20 protein-coding genes are annotated in these 17,910 nt (G+C 46.9%); 3 read left to right on the forward strand and 17 right to left on the reverse strand.

The window, feature by feature from the left end; genetic code table 11:
* Positions 1-12: 12 nt before the first annotated feature.
* Genes coaD through pepA form a run of 5 tightly spaced genes read right to left on the reverse strand, consistent with a single transcriptional unit; the run spans position 13 to position 3,699 of the window.
* On the reverse strand, positions 13-492 hold the full coding sequence (coaD, locus tag BLW39_RS01220; protein ID WP_059375976.1) for a pantetheine-phosphate adenylyltransferase: 480 nt from the start codon (positions 490-492) through the stop codon (positions 13-15).
* Positions 493-512: 20 nt separating this feature from the next.
* Entirely contained in the window at positions 513-1,067 is a 555-nt protein-coding gene (rsmD, locus tag BLW39_RS01225; protein WP_059375981.1) for a 16S rRNA (guanine(966)-N(2))-methyltransferase RsmD, read from the reverse strand.
* Positions 1,067-1,441 (reverse strand): YlbG family protein, encoded by a 375-nt coding sequence (locus BLW39_RS01230; RefSeq protein WP_074717669.1) that lies wholly within the window; start codon positions 1,439-1,441, stop codon positions 1,067-1,069. Before BLW39_RS01230 ends, rsmD begins: the two co-directional genes overlap by 1 nt.
* Positions 1,442-2,626 carry an FtsW/RodA/SpoVE family cell cycle protein gene (locus BLW39_RS01235; protein WP_059375989.1) on the reverse strand — a complete coding sequence of 395 codons (1,185 nt, stop codon included), beginning with the start codon at positions 2,624-2,626 and terminating at the stop codon, positions 1,442-1,444. It abuts the gene before it with no gap.
* Positions 2,626-3,699 carry a glutamyl aminopeptidase gene (gene pepA / locus BLW39_RS01240; RefSeq protein WP_059375999.1) on the reverse strand — a complete coding sequence of 358 codons (1,074 nt, stop codon included), beginning with the start codon at positions 3,697-3,699 and terminating at the stop codon, positions 2,626-2,628. Before pepA ends, BLW39_RS01235 begins: the two co-directional genes overlap by 1 nt.
* Before the next feature lie 286 nt (positions 3,700-3,985).
* On the opposite strand from pepA, the gene BLW39_RS01245 reads away from it, so the two are divergent.
* Both BLW39_RS01245 and BLW39_RS01250 read left to right on the forward strand, forming a co-directional pair.
* A complete protein-coding gene (locus BLW39_RS01245) occupies positions 3,986-4,417 on the forward strand; it encodes a hypothetical protein (RefSeq protein ID WP_059376007.1) in 432 nt (143 codons plus the stop codon).
* Between the two features lie 442 nt (positions 4,418-4,859).
* A complete protein-coding gene (locus BLW39_RS01250; protein ID WP_059376012.1) occupies positions 4,860-6,167 on the forward strand; it encodes an NCS2 family permease in 1,308 nt (435 codons plus the stop codon).
* Between the two features lie 59 nt (positions 6,168-6,226).
* On the opposite strand, the gene BLW39_RS01255 is transcribed toward BLW39_RS01250, so the two are convergent.
* From BLW39_RS01255 to xseA, 7 genes are all read right to left on the reverse strand, one after another.
* Positions 6,227-7,297, reverse strand: a complete 1,071-nt coding sequence (locus BLW39_RS01255; RefSeq protein ID WP_409359999.1) for a HigA family addiction module antitoxin — start codon at positions 7,295-7,297, stop codon at positions 6,227-6,229.
* Positions 7,290-7,628, reverse strand: coding sequence for a type II toxin-antitoxin system RelE/ParE family toxin (locus BLW39_RS01260; RefSeq protein ID WP_059376018.1), 339 nt, complete (start codon positions 7,626-7,628; stop codon positions 7,290-7,292). The genes BLW39_RS01255 and BLW39_RS01260 overlap by 8 nt, the downstream gene beginning before the upstream one ends.
* 131 nt (positions 7,629-7,759) lie before the next feature.
* A complete protein-coding gene (gene recN, locus BLW39_RS01265) occupies positions 7,760-9,442 on the reverse strand; it encodes a DNA repair protein RecN (protein ID WP_059376147.1) in 1,683 nt (560 codons plus the stop codon).
* A 26-nt stretch (positions 9,443-9,468) separates the two neighbouring features.
* Positions 9,469-10,299: a TlyA family RNA methyltransferase gene (locus BLW39_RS01270; RefSeq protein ID WP_059376021.1), complete on the reverse strand. Its 831-nt coding sequence runs from the start codon at positions 10,297-10,299 to the stop codon at positions 9,469-9,471.
* Complete coding sequence (locus BLW39_RS01275; protein ID WP_059376023.1) at positions 10,300-11,178, reverse strand: polyprenyl synthetase family protein; 879 nt, start codon at positions 11,176-11,178, stop codon at positions 10,300-10,302.
* Positions 11,171-11,398 carry an exodeoxyribonuclease VII small subunit gene (locus BLW39_RS01280; RefSeq protein WP_059376026.1) on the reverse strand — a complete coding sequence of 76 codons (228 nt, stop codon included), beginning with the start codon at positions 11,396-11,398 and terminating at the stop codon, positions 11,171-11,173. Before BLW39_RS01280 ends, BLW39_RS01275 begins: the two co-directional genes overlap by 8 nt.
* A gap of 1 nt (position 11,399) precedes the next feature.
* Positions 11,400-12,668 (reverse strand): exodeoxyribonuclease VII large subunit, encoded by a 1,269-nt coding sequence (gene xseA, locus BLW39_RS01285; RefSeq protein ID WP_059376030.1) that lies wholly within the window; start codon positions 12,666-12,668, stop codon positions 11,400-11,402.
* A gap of 384 nt (positions 12,669-13,052) precedes the next feature.
* Here xseA and BLW39_RS01290 point away from each other — a divergent pair, with 384 nt between their 5' ends.
* Entirely contained in the window at positions 13,053-13,298 is a 246-nt protein-coding gene (locus tag BLW39_RS01290; protein WP_059376033.1) for a hypothetical protein, read from the forward strand.
* A gap of 53 nt (positions 13,299-13,351) precedes the next feature.
* Here BLW39_RS01290 and BLW39_RS01295 read toward each other — a convergent pair whose 3' ends face one another.
* The 5 genes from BLW39_RS01295 to purR form a co-directional block, all read right to left on the reverse strand.
* Positions 13,352-13,882, reverse strand: a complete 531-nt coding sequence (locus BLW39_RS01295) for a hypothetical protein (protein ID WP_059376036.1) — start codon at positions 13,880-13,882, stop codon at positions 13,352-13,354.
* 77 nt (positions 13,883-13,959) lie between these two features.
* Positions 13,960-15,303, reverse strand: a complete 1,344-nt coding sequence (locus BLW39_RS01300; RefSeq protein WP_059376040.1) for a dihydrolipoyl dehydrogenase family protein — start codon at positions 15,301-15,303, stop codon at positions 13,960-13,962.
* Between the two features lie 27 nt (positions 15,304-15,330).
* A complete protein-coding gene (locus BLW39_RS06990; RefSeq protein WP_114666309.1) occupies positions 15,331-15,465 on the reverse strand; it encodes a DUF1541 domain-containing protein in 135 nt (44 codons plus the stop codon).
* Positions 15,466-15,635: 170 nt separating this feature from the next.
* Positions 15,636-17,012, reverse strand: a complete 1,377-nt coding sequence (gene glmU, locus BLW39_RS01305) for a bifunctional UDP-N-acetylglucosamine diphosphorylase/glucosamine-1-phosphate N-acetyltransferase GlmU (RefSeq protein WP_074717672.1) — start codon at positions 17,010-17,012, stop codon at positions 15,636-15,638.
* 3 nt (positions 17,013-17,015) lie between these two features.
* On the reverse strand, positions 17,016-17,849 hold the full coding sequence (gene purR / locus BLW39_RS01310) for a pur operon repressor (protein WP_059376046.1): 834 nt from the start codon (positions 17,847-17,849) through the stop codon (positions 17,016-17,018).
* Positions 17,850-17,910 lie beyond the last annotated feature (61 nt).

Here is a 17,910-nt window from a genome sequence, read left to right on the forward strand (position 1 = left end):
TGAGCTTTTTAATTAAGATTGGAAATGCTTTTGTAGGGCTTTGACAACTACCGGTGGCACAAAGGCGTCGAGTTTGTCCGAACCAAATTTGGCAATTTCTTTCACCATTGATGACGAAACGTTTTGATTTTCCGGCTTAGCCAGCAACAAAACCGTTTCGACCCCAGACAAGACCGAGTTCACCTCAGCAATGTCGCGTTCATACTCAAAGTCCTTGGTATTCCGCAACCCACGAACCAGGTATTGGGCGCCAATTTCGTGCATGTAATCAACCGTCAAGCCTTCGACCTGACCGATTTTCACGTTTGGCAAATGACCAACCGCCTCTTGCACTAAGGTCAACCGTTCGGCCGGACTGAGCAAGCCACTTTTGTTCGTGTTGATTCCAACGGCCACGACCACTTCATCAAACAAGACAGAAGCCCGTTGAATAATATCTAAATGTCCCTTTGTTAACGGATCAAATGATCCGGGAAAAACTGCTTTTCTCATCAAGCAACCTCGCTTTACTGTTACGGACGGTATTGGTACAGCGATACACGGGTAATCCCGTAATCTTTTTGCTTTATCAATTCTAAGTTATGACTAGGTTCTGGTAAATCGGCCACCTGATCGGATTCAATCATAATCACGGCGCCTTCGGCTAAGAGGCCACCAGTTTCCATTGCCAACAAATCAGCCTTCAGCTTTTCTTTGGCATAGGGTGGGTCCAGCAAGATCAAATCAAAGACCGCCCCCTGGCTTGCCAATCGCGTCAAAGCTGCCGCTGCCGGCACCTTCAAGACCGTAAAATCATCCTCATGGTGCGTCTTGGCAATATTTTTTTCAATAACTTCGATTGCCGCCTTTTGCCGGTCAACCAAAGTCGCGTGGTCCATCCCCCTAGACACGGCTTCAATCCCTAAACCACCGGTTCCGGCATACAGGTCGAGGACCTGACCGCCATTCAAATATGGCATCAACATCGAAAAAATGGCTTCTTTAATCTTATCAGTCGTTGGCCGAGTTTCACGCCCCTTAACCGCATCTAAGCGTAAGCCACCAAAGTTTCCTGCAATCACCCGCATTAGGCCTGCCCTCCTGTTGAATCGGCAGACGCGTTGTCCTGAGCCTTGTCTTCTTCAACCACCAAATTTTGGTCAGCTTCTGACGATGCTTCACCATCTTGCGCCTGGTCATAGGCTTCAAAGAAGACATCATCATGAACGTCACCCAAATCCGGATCAATCTCAGGTCGGGGCGAAGTCTTCACGATTTTGACAAAGCGGTATTGATTTAACTTTTCAACCACCGTTGCCACCTGATCCTCATCAACGTACAGCTCCACGTATTGCATCTTCTTGGAGATGTAGGAAATGTCACCAAATTTCTTCATTTGTTCCAAATGCTTCAGGCCTCGTAAATAGACAAAGATGGCCCGGCGTTCTTTCATTGTAAACATCTAACGTTTCAGTTCCCTTCGTGCCGTATAATCCAGCGGGTTTGGTTGGGCGGGTTCCACATCCTTGGCCGAAACATTCAAGGCTAAGCCAACGGCTGCTGAGAAAAAGACAAAGGAGGAACCACCACCCGAGATAAAGGGGAAAACCACCCCGGTAATCGGTAGTAATCCCAAGACCCCACCCAGGTTAACAAAGGACTGCATCAACAGCAGGCTTGCCAACCCGTATAAGAATAAGCGATTATATTGGTTCTTTTGTTTAATACCAACGTAAACCAGCCGACCAATCAAAATTAGCAAGAGCAACAAGACGATTGAGACAAGGACTGCCCCAAGTTCTTCAGCCGCAACGGCCATAATAAAGTCGGTATTAGATTCTGGCAAGTAAGGCTTGAGCAAAGAATTTCCCAAACCTACCCCAAACAAACCACCATGGGAGATGGCATAGTAGGCGTACAAAAGCTGCCGGCTCTGGTCAATATTATACCAGGGATTCACGAAGTTCGTCAGCCGTCGAACGGCATAAGATGATGATTCACCAAGATGAAAAATTCCAATGATATTTGGCAAAAAGAGCAAGGTCAGGAAGAAAAAGAGCAGCCAAATCAGACAGGTCTTAAACGACATCCCCGATGCCATAAACATCATTAGTAAGACAGCCATGGTAATAAACATATTACCCAAATCGGGCATCAAGAGGTTCATCGCCAACATGACCACTGGTAAAACGAGCTTTTGCCACATTCCTGGCGCTATCCACTGCCGAATTTGCCGGCCGAGACCTGCTCGAGGAACCCAAGGCTTCTTTTCGAGCCAATGGGCAAAGTACAAAATCAAGACAATTTTGGATAATTCAACCGGCTGCAAGGTCACCGGACCCAAGTTAATCCAACCGTGAGCCCCGTTAATCGCTGGCGCCATCCGGGCCACGATTAACAATCCTGTTGTAATGACCATCAATGCGTTCAAAACGGATTGCGACCGCAAAACCGACCGGTTCAAACGAAAGGCCAAAAAGGCCACCGCCCAACCCACAATCACGAAAATTGCCTGCTTAGCAAAGGACATCACGGGGGCCAAATAGGCATTTTGCGTCGCTGAAAAAACCATCACGATTCCGATGGCTGATAAGGCGGCATATGGGACCGCAATCCAGTAATCTAGGCGTTGAAGTTTTTTAAACATTACCGCTCCACAATATCTTTATAAGTACTTTCATCCAGCGACTTGGCAATGGCAACTACCAAAGCCTTCGCTGCTTCAAAATCAGGAATTGACCAAACTGTTTCGTGAGTGTGAATGTAGCGTGAGGCTACCCCAAGGGCAACTGATGGTAAACCAGCGAACTGTCCCTGGACACCACCAGCATCCGTTCCACCCTTTGAAACAAAGTACTGGTAAGGAATATGGTTATCTTCAGCCGTTTGGAGGATAAATTCCTTCAAACGAGGTGAAGTGACCACTGTTGGATCAAAGACACGAATCAACGTTCCCTGATCCATCACACCCTGGCGGCCGACAGTGCCATAAACGTCATTGGCAGCTGATGAATCAACCGCAAAGAAGATGTCTGGCTTCAATTGGTTAACTGCTGGCTTTGAACCGCGCAAACCAACTTCTTCTTGAACATTGGCACCAGCAATCAGAGTATTGGGCGTTTCAACTCCTTGCAACTCTTCGAGGGCAGATAAGATTGTCACAACGCCAAAGCGGTTATCATAAGCCTTGGAAACCGCCCGGTTCGGGTTGGCCAATCGCTGTGTTTGCGTCTTGGGCACAATAAAGTCACCTGGGCGAACACCAAAGCTCTCGGCCTGTTCCGCAGAAGCAAAACCAGCATCAAAGAGAATGTCGTCAATCGTTAATTGTCCCTGTCCTCCAGCCTTGCCGCGGAGCAAATGTGGTGAGACGGAAGATGAAACAACCGGATATTGACCGTTCTTAGTGAAGAGGGTGAAACGATGAGCTGACACCGTCATTGGATTCCAGCCACCCAGGGCAACAACCTGCAAGGCTCCCGTTGGCAAAATACCAGAAACCATAAAGCCAACCTCATCCATGTGAGCAGCAAACATTACTCGCGGTTCGTTTGAGGCTTCATTTTTGACCCCAAAGACACCACCCAAGTTGTTCTGATAAACTTGGTCAACTAAAGGTGTCAAATCCTGCTTGAAGGCAGCGCGCACCTGGCCTTCTTGCCCTGAAGTCCCCTGAAGTTCCGTATATTTCACCAATTGTTCCCACGTATGCTGATCCATAACATCCTCCTGATTACTATTAATATGTACAAAGTTACTTTATTATAGCCCAGTTGCTTAGAGCTGGCAAAAATTGCTCTTCACAATTTTAATGAAAAATAACGATTAAAATATTTGCACCGAGATTTCAGCAGTTTTGCGACCTGTTTTAAACAAATGACAAATGATTGCCACTTTGTAACTAAAATTCATTCTAAGTAACCGTAAATTAACGTTCATCAAATTAAACCAGGATTAAACTTAAGCTGTTCTTAAGATTTAGAAAGTTACATATAGGAGAAACATTATGGATCGTAAAACATTGTATGCGAAACCAAATAAGAAGCGTTCATATAAAAAATGGGTTGCAATGGGAACTATTGGGGCCTTATTCGGATCAGTGGTGGCATTCGCTGATGCACCGAAATTGAGTGACTATTTTGACAATGGCGCTAGTAGTCTAGTTAGTATCATTAATAACATTGATCAACAATTGCAAACTGCTACAACTCAATTGAAGAGTGCAACAACTGCACTTCAACAAGAAAAAGCTGCTCACGCTTCTGATAACAACAAGGCTAATATGGCAGTAGCAAATATTAGTGCTGGAGCTTCTAGTGCCTCAAATGATGCCCAATCAGCATCATCTGCCGCTAAAGCTGCCTCTACTGCAGTGGGCAATGATTATGTATTCGGATCTGACGGAAGCACTCCTGTCGTTTCATCGGCAAACTCATAAGATTGACACTTTGTTTGAAAACTTTTGTTCCACAACCGTTGCCTTTTATTAAATTAATTTAACGCATCTCAGTAAGAAAGCATCCGAAGTTACATCGGATGCTTTTTTCTATTTCATTCTTTCTTAAATAACGTCTGATAATCGTCTACCACAGTTAGTCTGTTTTACAAATTTTTCACACTTGCATTTTCACAAAACCAACAACTCCCCTGATTTTCGTTTTTATTTAGAAGCACAATAATTGTCTCCCCGTCTAACAACCTTTTTCCGATTTTATTTAGAATTAGAACCATTCGCGTTAATGTTAAATAAAACGTGAACTTTCACTTTTACTTTGATTTAATGTTCGGTTTTCTAGACAAGAATTTTAATTTTATCTCGGACACCCTCTTTTTTTCCTGCTAAAATATTCATGTAGGAAAAATATTATAAGGAGACTCTTATGTCCTTCATTTCATCATATTTCCAGTTTGATAAACTGGGCACTTCTTTCCGTAAGGAAATTGTTGCTGGTTTGACGACTTTTGTCGCCATGTCATACATTCTGTTCTTGAATCCAACCGTTTTGGGTGATGCCGGCATGAACAAGGGAGCGGTCTTCACGGCCACTGCCATTGCTTCTGGTATCGCTACTATCTTCATGGGATTGGTTGCTCGTTACCCAATCGCCATTGCCCCAGGTCTTGGTGTCAACGCCTTCTTCGCTTATTCCGTTGTTATCGGAATGGGTGTTAAGTGGCAAACGGCCATGGCCGGTATCTTGATTGCCGCCGTTATCTTCTTGCTCTTGACGATGTTCAAGATTCGCGAAAAGATTATCGATGCTATCCCTTCTGATTTGAAGATTGCCATCGCTGCCGGGATCGGACTGTTCATTGCCTTCATCGGTTTGCACAACGCCGGTTTGGTTGTCGCTGACAAGTCAACGATGGTCGCAATGGGTAACTTGACGAGCCCAACTGTCTTGTTGGCCATCTTTGGTATCATCTTGACTTTGGTTTTGTTGTCAATCAACACCCCTGCCGCTATCTTCGTTGGAATGATTGGAACAACAATTGTTGGTTTGATCTTCGGGCAAATCAAGATGCCAAGTTCAATTATTGGTGCCGTTCCTTCTTTGAAGCCAACTTTTGGTGAATCATTTAACTACCTTGGTCACATCAACACCTTCCAAATGTGGGTTGTGGTTTTGACTTTCTTGATTGTTACTTTCTTCGATACTGCCGGAACTTTGATTGGTTTGGCTGAACAAGCTGGCTTCATCGAAAACAACAAGATGCCACGTGCCGGTAAGGCTTTGATGGCCGATGCCGTTGGAATGACTGCCGGAGCTGTTTTGGGAACTTCACCAACTTCAGCCTACGTTGAATCATCATCAGGTATCGCCGTTGGTGGTCGTTCTGGTTTGACTTCAGTCGTTACTGGTTTGCTCTTCTTCGCCGCCTTGATTTTCTCACCATTGTTGACGGTCGTAACGGATGCCGTTACTGCCCCAGCCTTGGTTATCGTTGGAATCATGATGGCTAAGAACTTGAAGAAGATCAACTGGGATGACTTTGCGGTTGCCGCTCCTGCCTTCTTGGTCGTTGTGGGTATGCCATTGACTTATTCAATCTCAGATGGAATCGCTTTGGGATTCATCGTTTACCCAATTACGATGATTGCTACTAAGCGTGCTAAGGACGTAAACTGGTTGATGTACCTATTGGCCATCATCTTCGTCTTCTTCCTTTATTCAACACACAGCTAAAATTATGAACCAAATAAAAACTGCCGGAATTTAATTCCGGCAGTTTTTTATTGCTTTTGCTAAAGCATATCTACTTGATAGTGTTCCTTTAAATCACTGAAAATCGAATAATCCAGATAATGATCTTTTTGCAGACGTCCTAAAACAATACTTGGCAATGTCTCATTTTCACTAGCAAAACGTTTAATCGCGACTTCCGTAAAAGTATTCTTCTGAACAAATTCTTGATAATTGTCCTCTGAAATCAAGTGACTTTGTGCAAATTTATCTGCTCGTTTCTCTTCTTGATTATATTCACCTGCATCTGTATGTGAATAAAAATCTTCATAATAGATATGACCAAGTTCATGGAAAAGTAAAAACCAAAAAATATCCAATTGCTTATTTCGATCTGTAATAGTTAAGAGCACCGACCCATCTTTGAATTTCTTCGTTGCACCATTTAAGCTAGCCCCTGCCAGCGTCGGCATTCCAACCAAAATAATACCGGCTTCTTGTAGCAATGATTGTAACTCTTTATATGGATTATCAGCGTTTTGTCCAACTAATCGCTTTAATCGAGGTAAAATTGCTTCCAACTTTTTCCGATTGTATGGCTCAGTATCAACAGACCGTGCTTGATTACTGGCAATTTCAAGCGTAACATTCGAATTCACTACTGCCTTGGACGTTTCTCTACTTCTACGATAGCTAACCAATGGGTTAAATTCTGTTAGTTTGGCTAAATTTGTCCAAGCAAGTAGCTCGCGTAAAGTAGCAATTTTTTCCTCTTGTGTATACCTTTTATTTTCAACAAAACGATATTTTTTCAGCGTCTGAAAATCAATCATTTTTGCCACTGACAGCTCATCTTCCGCCATTTGATTATTAATTTCAATGACCTTGCCATCATATCTTCCTTGAAGATTTAGCCAAGTCATCACTGATATACCAGTTAGCTTGGATAGTTTATTAGCTAACTCATTGCTTAATCGGTCTTCGCCACTGATTAATTTACTAACAGACTTAGCAGTTGTTCCTAACCGTTCTGCAAATTCTGCCTGCGTAATATTCAACTCTTCTACTATTTCTTCAACATACGTTCCAGGATGAAAAGCAATCAAATCCTGGTATTCAACACTTTTACTCATAATGATTACTCACCTCCTTTAAAGAAATCACATGAATCGCTGCTGCCTCACTAACAATGTCACTTTGACTTTGTTCATCAAATTTAACAATGAGCCTGTAGGAAGAGTGCCGTCCATCAATATCCATCGCATAATATTCTTTAAGCGTTCCTCGTAAAGAATGAAAGTGTAGTGGTGGATAGCGAATAATGTCTCCCAGGTTTTCAACTGTTTCCAAAAGATTAATTACTGAATGTAATTTTCGAGCAACCTTTTCTGGAAAATCTTTTTTAGCAATCGTCAGTTTGGTGCATTGTTGTTCAATTTTTTTATTTAAGTAGACAATTTCCATGCGGATTCCCCCGACGTGTAAAATTACCCATTTGGTAATTTCATGATAATATCAGAAGACTTCCTTGTCAATCAAAAAAAGTCGAAATTTTAACAAAATTTCGACTTTTTTTATTTTATTAAGCAATCCCTTTAACTTTGTGCCTTTGCCCGCAGATCCTTGGCATTGGCCAAGGCTGCATCCGTGACCTGGTTACCAGACAACATCATCGCAATCGCAGCATCACGGCGGTCTTCCGGCAGGTCATGAACCTGGGTCGCCGTCCGCTCATTTTGGTTAAACTTCTCGATCAAGAAGTGGTGGGTCGCAGCGGCCGCAACCTGTGGCAAATGCGTAATCGCCAGCACCTGGGTCTTCGCTGCAATTGTCTGCATCTTAGCGGCAATGGCTGAACCAACTCGACCTGAAACACCCGTATCAATTTCATCAAAGACCACCGTTGGTAGTCCTTGCTGAGCAATAAAGATGGTCTTCAAAGCCAACATTAGTCGAGAGGCTTCTCCACCAGAGGCAGCCTTTTCTAACGGCTTGGTGCCTTCACCCTGGTTGGTTTGAACAAAGAAGGCAACTTTATCGGCACCAGAAGCCAAGTACCCGTTAACGGGCGTGAACTGAACCTCAAAGTAGGCCTGCTCCATCAAGAGGTCAACCAGCTCGCGGTTAACGGCCTGTTCCAATTTGGCAGCGATATCCTTGCGCGTCTTAGTCAACGTGGCCGCAGCCTGCTCAATTTGCCCCTTCACGGCTTCTTTTTCCTTGGTGAGGGTTGCAACATCAAATGAACCCCCATCGAGGTCAGAAAGCTCCTGGTCGACCTTAGCCTGGAAGGCCAAGATTTCTTCGACCGAGTCGCCATACTTGCGCTTCAGATTATGAATCACCTGCAAGCGATCATCGATAGCCACCAGGGCCGCCTCGTCAAAGGACAGGTTGGAAACCGCCTCATCCAACTCGCGGCCTGCATCCTGAGCGGCATAGTAGGCTTCTGACAGTGACTGTTCCAAATTAGCAAAGTCATCATCGTAGCTCGCTGCCTGGGTCATCGCCTGGTGGGCCGAAGCTAAGAGGTCAATCGCCCCGCCATCTAAGCCGGGGTTGAGAGCCTGCTGTGCCTGGTCCAAGGCATCGGCAATCTTCTTATAGTTAGCCAACTTAGTTCGGTCAGCGAGCAACTGCTCTTCCTCGCCCGCTTGCAAATTGGCTTCCTTCAGCTCCGTTTGCTGAAAGGACAAGAGGTCCAGGCGCTGGTTAATATCCTGACGCCGGTTCTGCAAGTCATCAATTTTCTTGGTTAAGTCGCGGTAACGGTAAAAGACTTCCTGATAGGCTGCCTGAGCCTGCTTTAATTCCTTCCCACCAAAGTCATCTAGCAAAGACAAATGATGGTCTGGATTGAGCAACAACGAAGTGTCGTGCTGCCCTTGGATTTCCACTAACTGTGAACCCAAATCAGAAAGCACCTTTAAGGGAACAATCACCCCATTAATCCGGACGACCGACCGACCCTTTTGGTTGAATTCACGGTAGATGACAACCTGGTCGTCTTCTAATTCAATGCCGGGTGCTTCAAATTGGGCCCGCAGGGAAGCGGCTTTGTCACCAGTAACCGAAAAGACGGCCTGCAAAACCGCTTTGTCAGCACCCTTACGAATCATTTCTGTACTAGCTCGGCCACCAGTGACCATGGCGAGGGCATCGATAATAATCGACTTTCCTGCACCGGTTTCACCAGTTAGCACTGTTAATTGGTCATCAAAAGACAAGTCAACTTGGTCAATAATCGCAAAATTTTGTATGGTTAATTGTTCAAGCATCATGCATCCTCTCTACCGTTTTTAATTTAATTGCCAGTCTGGTCTAGCTGGCTGTGGGCCTCTTGCACTGTTTGGGCCATCGAAACGGCTGGGTCAATCATGGCGTCATCCGTCCGCTCAAGCCAGGCCAAAAATTCAATGTTTCCTTGGCCACCCTTGATTGGTGAGAAGGTTAGTCCCTTCACCGTAAAGCCGTTCTCGACCATCATTGGCAGTGTTTGTTCCAAAACCTGCTGGTGCACAGCGGGGTCTTTAATAATCCCGTGCTTCCCAACCGCCTCTCGGCCCGCTTCAAATTGGGGCTTAATCAAGGCCGCAACCTCGCCGCCCTGGGCCAAAATATCCTTTAGGGTAGGCAAAATCAGGCTCAGTGAAATGAAGGAAACGTCAATCGTTGTCCGAGTTGGCTGCCCTTCCATGAAGTCAGCCAATTTGGCATAACGGAAATTCGTATTTTCCATGACCGTGACCCGGTCGTCAATTCGCAACTTCCAAGCCAATTGGTTGGTCCCAACATCCAAGGCATAGACATGCTTGGCCCCATTTTGTAGGGAAACGTCGGTAAAACCACCAGTTGAAGAACCGATGTCTAAGACAATCTGATCCTGCATGGTCATTCCAAAGGTTTCAATCGCCTTCACCAGCTTGTAGCCGCCGCGGGAAACGAAGGGTAAGGGTTCACCCTTAAAGTGTAATTCAGTTGTGACAGGGATTTTTTCCCCTGCCTTATCGAGACGCTCCTCGTTGGCTCCCAGGATTTGGCCGGCCATAATGGCCCGCTTTGCCTGTTCGCGTGAGGTAAAGAGTCCCTGTTGGACGAGTAACACGTCCACCCGTTCTTTTGCTACTGCCACAATTTACGCTCCAATTTGAGACAAAATACTTGTTAATAGTTCTGGATCAAAGCTGACTTCGCTTTCAACCAAGCCAGCCAAGGCCGTTTCTGCTTGAATTTTTAGCTGCATCACCAAATCCTGGGCCTGGTCCAGGCCAACGAGGTGAACCAAGGACACAACGCCTTCGGCAGCATCCTGGTCATAGTCATCCAAATCGTCTTGTATTTGGAAAAGCAGACCAAAGGCTCCGGCAAAGTCAGCCAAGTGGCCCAAGCTCTTTTGGTTCAAGCCCAGGTACTGGCCACCAATCAAGGCTGCCGCCTGCAAGAGGTCGGCCGTCTTCTTCTGGTAAACCTGGTCCAAGACCGCGGCTAAGGCGACTTTGTCTTCATTGACGGCATGATTATCCATGTCCAAAACCTGACCCAATACCATACCGTTGGCGCCAGCCTTTTGCGACAGGGTGGCAATCATCGCCACCTTTTGCTCGGCCGACACTTCAGTCAAACCAGCTAACAAAGAGAAGGCCCCAGCCTGAAGGGCATCCCCCACCAAGACCGCACTGGCCGGCCCATACATGGCATGAACCGAAAGTTGGCCTCGCCGGTAGGCATCGTTATCCATCGCTGGTAGGTCATCGTGGACCAAAGAATAGGCGTGCACCCATTCCAAAGCCGTCGCCGCCTGAATGGCATCCTCATCAATTGACTGACCAAAGGAGTCAATCACTGCCAAGGCCAACAGTGGCCGCAACCGTTTACCCGGCGTCAGCAAAGCATAGGTCAGCATTTCCTGCCAAACTTTCGGTGCTTGTTGGCCCGTCTGCTCAAGCACTTCCGCCTGCAAATCCTGGTTAACGCGTGGCTGATATTCTTTTGCAAATTCTTGAAACTTAGTCATTATTCGTCAATTCCAAATCCGTCAAACCACCGTCATCATCCATGACCTTAGCCAAGGTCTTTTCGGCATCCTGCAAAGTCTTTTGCAGGTCCTTTACCAAGGTTACCCCGGTTTTAAAGTCGGTCAAAGCCGTCTCCAAAGGACGGTCACCCTTTTCTAGGGCAGAGACGATTTCTTCTAATTGTTTTAACTTATCTTCAAATGATACTTTTTCAGCCATTTTACTCTCCTCTAATCTGGGCAGGGACATCCCCGTCAGCAAAGGTCAACTGCACCTCATCGCCAACCTTCAAATCGCCCTTCTTCTTAATGACTTTGTCAGCCGGTCCCCTAACAATCGTGTAACCGGAAGCCAAAATCTTCAAAGGCGACACGAGGTCTAGCTTGGCAGATGCCAAGGCCAAGGCCTCCTGGTAGGGCCGCAAAATCTGTTGTTTTTGCTGCACGAGGCGGCCGCCTGCCTTCGTAAAGCGGTATTGTTTTTGGTCCAACTGCCGTTGAAAGCCCCGCGACAACCGGTCGACCAGCTGGTCAACTTCCTGTTGGTAGGCCGCGTACAACCGGTCTGGTTGCTGCATAATTGGTCGGTTCAAGATTTGATCCAGCCAATTCTGCCGGTCTTGTACCGTTTTCTTTCCCGCGACCACCAACCGTGTCTCGAGCTCAAAGAGTCGGTCGACAATGTTTTGCCGGGTGACTGGCGTGGCCAATTCAGCCGCTGCCGTTGGCGTCGCTGCCCGACGGTCAGCTACCAAGTCAACGAGGGTATTATCTGTCTCGTGACCAACCGAGGAAATAATCGGTGTTTTTAAGGCTGCCACCTTCCGGACTAAGGCCTCGTCATTGAAGGCCCAGAGGTCCTCAATCGAACCACCACCACGGCCAATAATCGCCGTGTCAAAGCCTAATTGGTCAACCCGGTCTAGCTGCTTCAGCAAGGATGGCACAGCCCCCTCACCCTGAACGACGGCCGGTAACAAAATCACCTGCGCCTGTGGCAACCGGCGCTCCACCGTCTTCGCCACGTCTTCGACGACAGCCCCAGTTGGCGAAGTAATCACCGCGATTTTCTTGGGCAGTAGTGGTAACTGCCGCTTTGGCTGGGTAAAGAGTCCTTCTTTGGTCAGCTTTTCCTTTAGCTGAGTCAGCGCCATGAAGAGGTCACCGACACCATCCGGGGTCATTTGTTCTAGAATAATCGAATAAGACCCTGAGGGCTCATAGACCTGGACGCGGCCAATGGCGAGGACCTTCATCCCCTCCTTTGGCTCAAACTTCAACCGCGACGAATACGAAAACATCGTCGCCCGGATGACGGCCTTGCCGTTGGGGTCCTTAATTGAAAAGTAGAGGTGACGGCCCTTGCGATTACCTAAGTTGGAAATTTCACCCGTCAAATAAACCTTACCAAGGTAAGGATCCTGGTCAAATTTCGCTTTTAAATAGCTGGTCAAAGCGCCAACCGTTAGGTACTTGGACGATTCTGCCATCAAGGCCTCCCGCACTACATTCTTATTCAATATTATACCAGAGAATCAGACCAATAAAAAAACAGCTAACCGAAGTTAGCTGCTTAGTTTGGCATGCCAGATTCGCTCTGACGGGCGACTTGAACAAAGTCCAAGTAAGTCTCCGTCACCACAGTCAAAGACTGTTAGTCATGGTGAGGTATCGGAATTCCACAATACCGGTACCACCTACGCCAAATCCGTGGCTTGTAATTAAATACAGTAGGCCGTGTGTGCGTCCTAAAAGACGCGTTCGACTCATCGCATACTTCTATTATGACAGCTTGCGGGACAAAAAGCAAGTCAGCCCCAGAACAAAGCACCTTTACAGCCTCAGCCCGACCCCGTATAATGAAGCACATGATTATGATTGAAGCTATTAAAACCAAAGAGTTGGTCCAAATGGGCCCCGCCAAGGACCGCGACTGGGAAGACTTGGCCCTACCAGACTTAGGCCAAAGTCCAAAAGAGCTGGTCTTGGCCGTCATTGCGGCCTATGACCTCGGCGAACTTATCAGCCAGGCCCATACTTCTAACCCAAAGGTGCTCAAGGCCACGGTGGAAAAGGACGGCACTTCCTATCACTTATCCGCCAAAATTCATTTCGACTAAAAAAACAGCCATCTCTGGCTGTTTTTTGTTTGCTTTTAGTCGTTATCTAATGGTCAGTCTTTCTTCTGGTCTTGACCATCGGTATCAGCAGCTTCATCTTCAGCCTCAGCCGCTTCTTTTTCGGCCTGAACCGCGGCTTCCTGGTTTTCTTGGATCACCTGCAATTGGTCATCAAACCAGGCAGCAGCCTTGGCCATTACCCCATCCGGGTCGTCAAGCAAGGCGGCCAAAGAAGATAGCTTGGCAATCTTCAACTGTGACTTGGACACGTGTGGGTTATCGATAATCGTGTAAACCTGCAAGTCGTAGTCTTGATCTGTATAAACCAACTTCTTTTCCTGGTTAGCGTAGCGCAATGGCAAATTAATCACATTGGCTTCCAGTGACAAAGTCGTTCCCCCGGCTTCGATACCGCCATCCACGAGCAAGGCAGCCCGGGCTAGATTTTCCTTCTTTGCCAGTGGCAAAAAAGCAGTTAGGAGCGCTTCCAAATCAATCGTTTGCCCGTCTTTGGCATCGAGGCTTTCTTGTGCGTAAGTTTGTTCTTCAATTTGTTCCACGATGGCTTGGCCATTGATTTGCATAGTGCGTTGATCTCCTCTTGTCTCAATAAAAAAAGTATAGCATAGGCCATACTTTCACAAAAGTTTTTCTTGATAAATTAAACGAGTGGCAGGCGCCGTTGTAGCGTGTACTCGATTGATGGGAAGACATAAACCAGGTCGTTAAGTTGTTCCTTGGTCATCTTCATTTGGATGTAAGGCACAATGGCGTTGATGGTATTGTCGGCGTTATTTGACTTTTCTGCCGCACCAACCAACTGGTCGGTCTGCTTGTCAAAGATTAAGGCTAACTGGCCGCCCTGCTCGTTTTCCACTTGACGGAACCAATCCCCATCATAGGAGGCTTCGGCCACTTCATAACGGTCGCTATCGGCCAAAGCAGCATCCAAATGAACCCCCACTTGGGCAATCCGTGGTGAGGTAAAGACAATTTCTGAGATGGCTGGGTACTTGATTGGCTGGTCGTTCGTCCCCTTGAAGCGTGCCGTCAAATAGCGTGATTCAAAGGCAGCGGTTGGCGTCAACTTTGGAATCGTCTTGTCAATCGCATCCCCCGCAGCGTAAATATTTGGCACTGAAGTCTGCAAATATTCGTTGACCTCAATCCCGCGGCTATTTGCCTTGACCCCAATGGCGTCCAGGTTCAACTGATCGTGGTTTGGTACGCGACCGGTCGCATCCAAGACGTAGTCGGTCGTCAACGTAAATTCGTGGTCACCGGTTAAGGTAATTTGGCCATCAGCCGTCTTGGCGGCTGAGTGAATATTCATATCTGGAATAAAACGCACGCCCCGAGCCTTCAGGTCAGCCTTAACAGAATCAACGTAACTGGCTGGGAATTGACGCAACAAACGATTTGAGCGAGTAATCACGTCCACTTGGGCACCAACGGCGTTGGCAATCGTTGCAAATTCGATGGCCACAAAACCTCCACCAAGTACCGTCACATGTTTTGGCATATGGGGTAATGATAAGAAGTCCGTTGAGTTGGCAAATAATTCATTACCGGGCACGTCCAAAACGTGTGGACGCAAACCGGTCGCAATCACGATGTTGTCGGCCGTATACTTTTGGCCGTTGACCACTACCGTGTGGCTATCAACAAATTCCGCATGGCCAGTAATCGTGGTAATTCCGACGTTGTACAACCGTTCCTTCCCGTGTGCATCCTGGGGAACAATCAGCTCATGCTTATGAGCCATCAGGTCTTCCCAGTTGACACTTGGCACACCGTCCAAACCGCGGCCCTGCATGTCCTTGACCCGTTCAATCAATTCCAGTGGCTTGTCCAAAATAATTTTGGCGTTGCAGCCCTTGTTCGAACAAACACCACCGTATTGACTTTCTTCGATCACGGCCACTTTTTGGCCTGACTTTGCCAGAGGAACGGCTCCGTTCCAACTTGCTTGGCCACTACCGATGTAGAGTACTGAAAAATCCATCGACTATCTCCCTTTCATTTACACAAATTACCGTGCCCTGATTTTACCTTCAATCAAGTGCTTGTGGTTCATTACCATCTTACCACCATCGGTTGGTTCACAGTTTATCGCAACGGTCAGTTCCTTTTCAACCTTGACGACCATGGTGACAGCCACCTTCATACCTACCTGGCGTTTACCATCAAAGTGACTCCGCCAGTTTTCAAAGAGACCTTCCTTGTCCGCTAACAATATTGGTATAGTTGTAATAATACAATTAAAATTATATCTAAAAACAGTCAAATTAGCAAATTATCCAAAAATTATTGGAAAAATAAAAAGGATAGGTTTCCCTATCCTTTTTTGTGGGGCATTCTATCCCAAAAATCATCTTTATTACTTTGCCGGCTCCGAGCAATCCCCATTTGGTGGAAGGCCACGTCGTCTGTGATGGTCGAACCAGCAGCGGTGATGCTTTCATCCGCCAGGTTCACTGGTGCAATAATCTTGGTATTGGATCCGATAAAGGCCCGGTCACCAACCGTTGTGTTGAACTTATGAACGCCGTCATAATTGACAAAGATTGTCCCGGCCCCGACGTTAACGTCCGCCCCAAGGGTGGCGTTACCAACGTAAGACAAGTGGCCAACCTTGGTATTCAAACCAATCGTTGCCTTCTTAACTTCAACAAAGTTACCCAAATGAGCCCCGTCCAAAACCTCGGCTTCAGGACGTAAATGAGCATAAGGACCAATGGTCGTTTGATTGTGGACCTTAGCGCCTTCCATCTGAGACGAAGTAATCACGTTACCGTCACCCATGATGGTGTCTTCCAGCCGTGTTCCAGCGGTCAAAACGTTGTCAGAACCAATCACCGTGTTGCCCTTAATCGTGACGTTGCCTTCAATCAAGGTATCCTTACCAATTTGCACGTCGGCATCGATATAGGTATTATCCGGATCAATCAGTTCCACGCCATTGCGCATGTGGTAGCGGTTAATGCGGCCCCGCATGATTTTATTGGCCGTTGCCAAGGCCACGCGGTCGTTAACCCCCATTGATTCCGAGAAATCCATGGTCTGGTAGGCGCCAATTTGCTGGCCCATTTCGCGCAAAATGTCCAAAGTATCTGGCAAGTAGTATTCCTGCTGGACGTTGTCATTACCGACTTGGGACAAAGCCTCAAAGAGTAGCTGGTTATCAAAGATATAGACACCCGTGTTGATTTCTTGAATACGGCGTTCCGTCACGGAGGCATCCTTTTCTTCAACAATCTTCATCACCATGCCATCTTCGCCACGGACAATTCGGCCATAACCCGTTGGGTTTTCGGCAAAGGCGGTCAAGACCGTGACGGCATTCTTGGTGCGGTCATGTTCGTCAAGCAAGGCCTGCAAGGTTTCAGAAGTGAACAAAGGCGTATCCCCTGACAAAATCAAGGTTGCCCCCTTACTCTTCGCCAAGGCCTTCTTGGTCTGCAAAACCGCATGCCCAGTTCCCAGTTGTTGTTCCTGGACAACAAAGTCGGTTTTTCCAGACAAGTGGTCCTGCACTTGTTCAGCACCAACACCGGTCACCGTTAAAATTTTAGTTGGGTTCAGTGGTAAAACGGATTCCACTACCCAATCAACCATCGCCTTACCAGCGACTTGATGAAGGACCTTTGGCAAGTCTGCCTTCATCCGTGAGCCGTTTCCGGCCGCTAAAATCACGACATTCGTTGCTTGCATGACTTATTCCTGACCTTTGTAAATTTCTTCAAAGTAGTTTCCTGGCTGAACATTGATTGCTTGACCAGAATCCAAATTGGTTTCAACGTGCAAGAGAGAAGTATAGTCTTCAAGCAAACGCACATTTGACCGACCTTCGGCAAAGACGGCTGTTCCGACAACCGTTCCACCAAATTCGCGGACCAAAGTCTGCATTCCTTGAATGGTTCCACCGGCCTTCATGAAGTCATCGACAATCAAGACCCGGGCGCCAGCCTTCAAAGACCGCTTTGACAGTGCCATCTTTTCCACTCGCTTTGATGAACCAGTCAAATAGTTCACTGAAATCATTGACCCTTCCGTTACCTTGGCGTCGTCACGAACGATCACAAAAGGAACGTTTAATTGGTCAGCGACCGCTTGGGCCAAAGGAATCCCCTTGGTTGCGGCCGTCATCACGGCATCGATTTCTTCACCAACATACTGAGTGGTAATCAAGCGGCCAGTTTGGCGCAACACATTTGGCTGGCCAAGCAAATCAGACAAGTAAACGTAACCACCTGGCAAAACGCGAGAATCATCATTGACAATTTCACAAATGCCATTAACGAATTCCTTGGCTTCGTCGGCAGCCATCATTGGTGTGTAGTAAACACCACCGGCGGCACCGGGATAAGTCTTGACTTCACCGGTCCCACGGGCCTTATAGGTCCGCCGGATAATCGACAAATCTTCTGAAATTGATGACTTAGCGGCCTCATAGCGGTCTGAAAAGAAGTTCAATGAGATCAATTGGCGGGGGTGGTCCAAGAGATAATGGGACATGTCAACCAAACGGTCAGCTCTGCGTGTTTTCATAATGTTTTTTTGGGTAAAACAGCTACCCTTCCTCCTTTTAGAAGTAAAATTTTATCTTGAC

The organism is Fructobacillus pseudoficulneus, from assembly GCF_900108455.1.
GTDB lineage: Bacteria > Bacillota > Bacilli > Lactobacillales > Lactobacillaceae > Fructobacillus > Fructobacillus pseudoficulneus.

Bases quoted from the DNA above. Each gene is read 5' to 3' on its own strand.
- rsmD (WP_059375981.1), bottom strand. From the start codon at position 1,067: ATGCGGGTGATTGCAGGAAACTTTGGTGGCTTACGCTTAGATGCGGTT.
- coaD (WP_059375976.1), bottom strand. From the start codon at position 492: ATGAGAAAAGCAGTTTTTCCCGGATCATTTGATCCGTTAACAAAGGGA.
- BLW39_RS01255 (WP_409359999.1), bottom strand. From the start codon at position 7,297: ATGAGTAAAAGTGTTGAATACCAGGATTTGATTGCTTTTCATCCTGGA.
- xseA (WP_059376030.1), bottom strand. From the start codon at position 12,668: ATGGCAGAATCGTCCAAGTACCTAACGGTTGGCGCTTTGACCAGCTAT.
- BLW39_RS01230 (WP_074717669.1), bottom strand. From the start codon at position 1,441: ATGTTTACAATGAAAGAACGCCGGGCCATCTTTGTCTATTTACGAGGC.
- BLW39_RS01280 (WP_059376026.1), bottom strand. From the start codon at position 11,398: ATGGCTGAAAAAGTATCATTTGAAGATAAGTTAAAACAATTAGAAGAA.
- BLW39_RS01235 (WP_059375989.1), bottom strand. From the start codon at position 2,626: ATGTTTAAAAAACTTCAACGCCTAGATTACTGGATTGCGGTCCCATAT.
- pepA (WP_059375999.1), bottom strand. From the start codon at position 3,699: ATGGATCAGCATACGTGGGAACAATTGGTGAAATATACGGAACTTCAG.
- BLW39_RS01250 (WP_059376012.1), top strand. From the start codon at position 4,860: ATGTCCTTCATTTCATCATATTTCCAGTTTGATAAACTGGGCACTTCT.
- BLW39_RS06990 (WP_114666309.1), bottom strand. From the start codon at position 15,465: ATGAAGGTGGCTGTCACCATGGTCGTCAAGGTTGAAAAGGAACTGACC.
- purR (WP_059376046.1), bottom strand. From the start codon at position 17,849: ATGAAAACACGCAGAGCTGACCGTTTGGTTGACATGTCCCATTATCTC.
- recN (WP_059376147.1), bottom strand. From the start codon at position 9,442: ATGCTTGAACAATTAACCATACAAAATTTTGCGATTATTGACCAAGTT.
- BLW39_RS01245 (WP_059376007.1), top strand. From the start codon at position 3,986: ATGGATCGTAAAACATTGTATGCGAAACCAAATAAGAAGCGTTCATAT.
- BLW39_RS01290 (WP_059376033.1), top strand. From the start codon at position 13,053: ATGATTGAAGCTATTAAAACCAAAGAGTTGGTCCAAATGGGCCCCGCC.
- BLW39_RS01275 (WP_059376023.1), bottom strand. From the start codon at position 11,178: ATGACTAAGTTTCAAGAATTTGCAAAAGAATATCAGCCACGCGTTAAC.
- BLW39_RS01295 (WP_059376036.1), bottom strand. From the start codon at position 13,882: ATGCAAATCAATGGCCAAGCCATCGTGGAACAAATTGAAGAACAAACT.
- BLW39_RS01260 (WP_059376018.1), bottom strand. From the start codon at position 7,628: ATGGAAATTGTCTACTTAAATAAAAAAATTGAACAACAATGCACCAAA.
- BLW39_RS01300 (WP_059376040.1), bottom strand. From the start codon at position 15,303: ATGGATTTTTCAGTACTCTACATCGGTAGTGGCCAAGCAAGTTGGAAC.
- glmU (WP_074717672.1), bottom strand. From the start codon at position 17,012: ATGCAAGCAACGAATGTCGTGATTTTAGCGGCCGGAAACGGCTCACGG.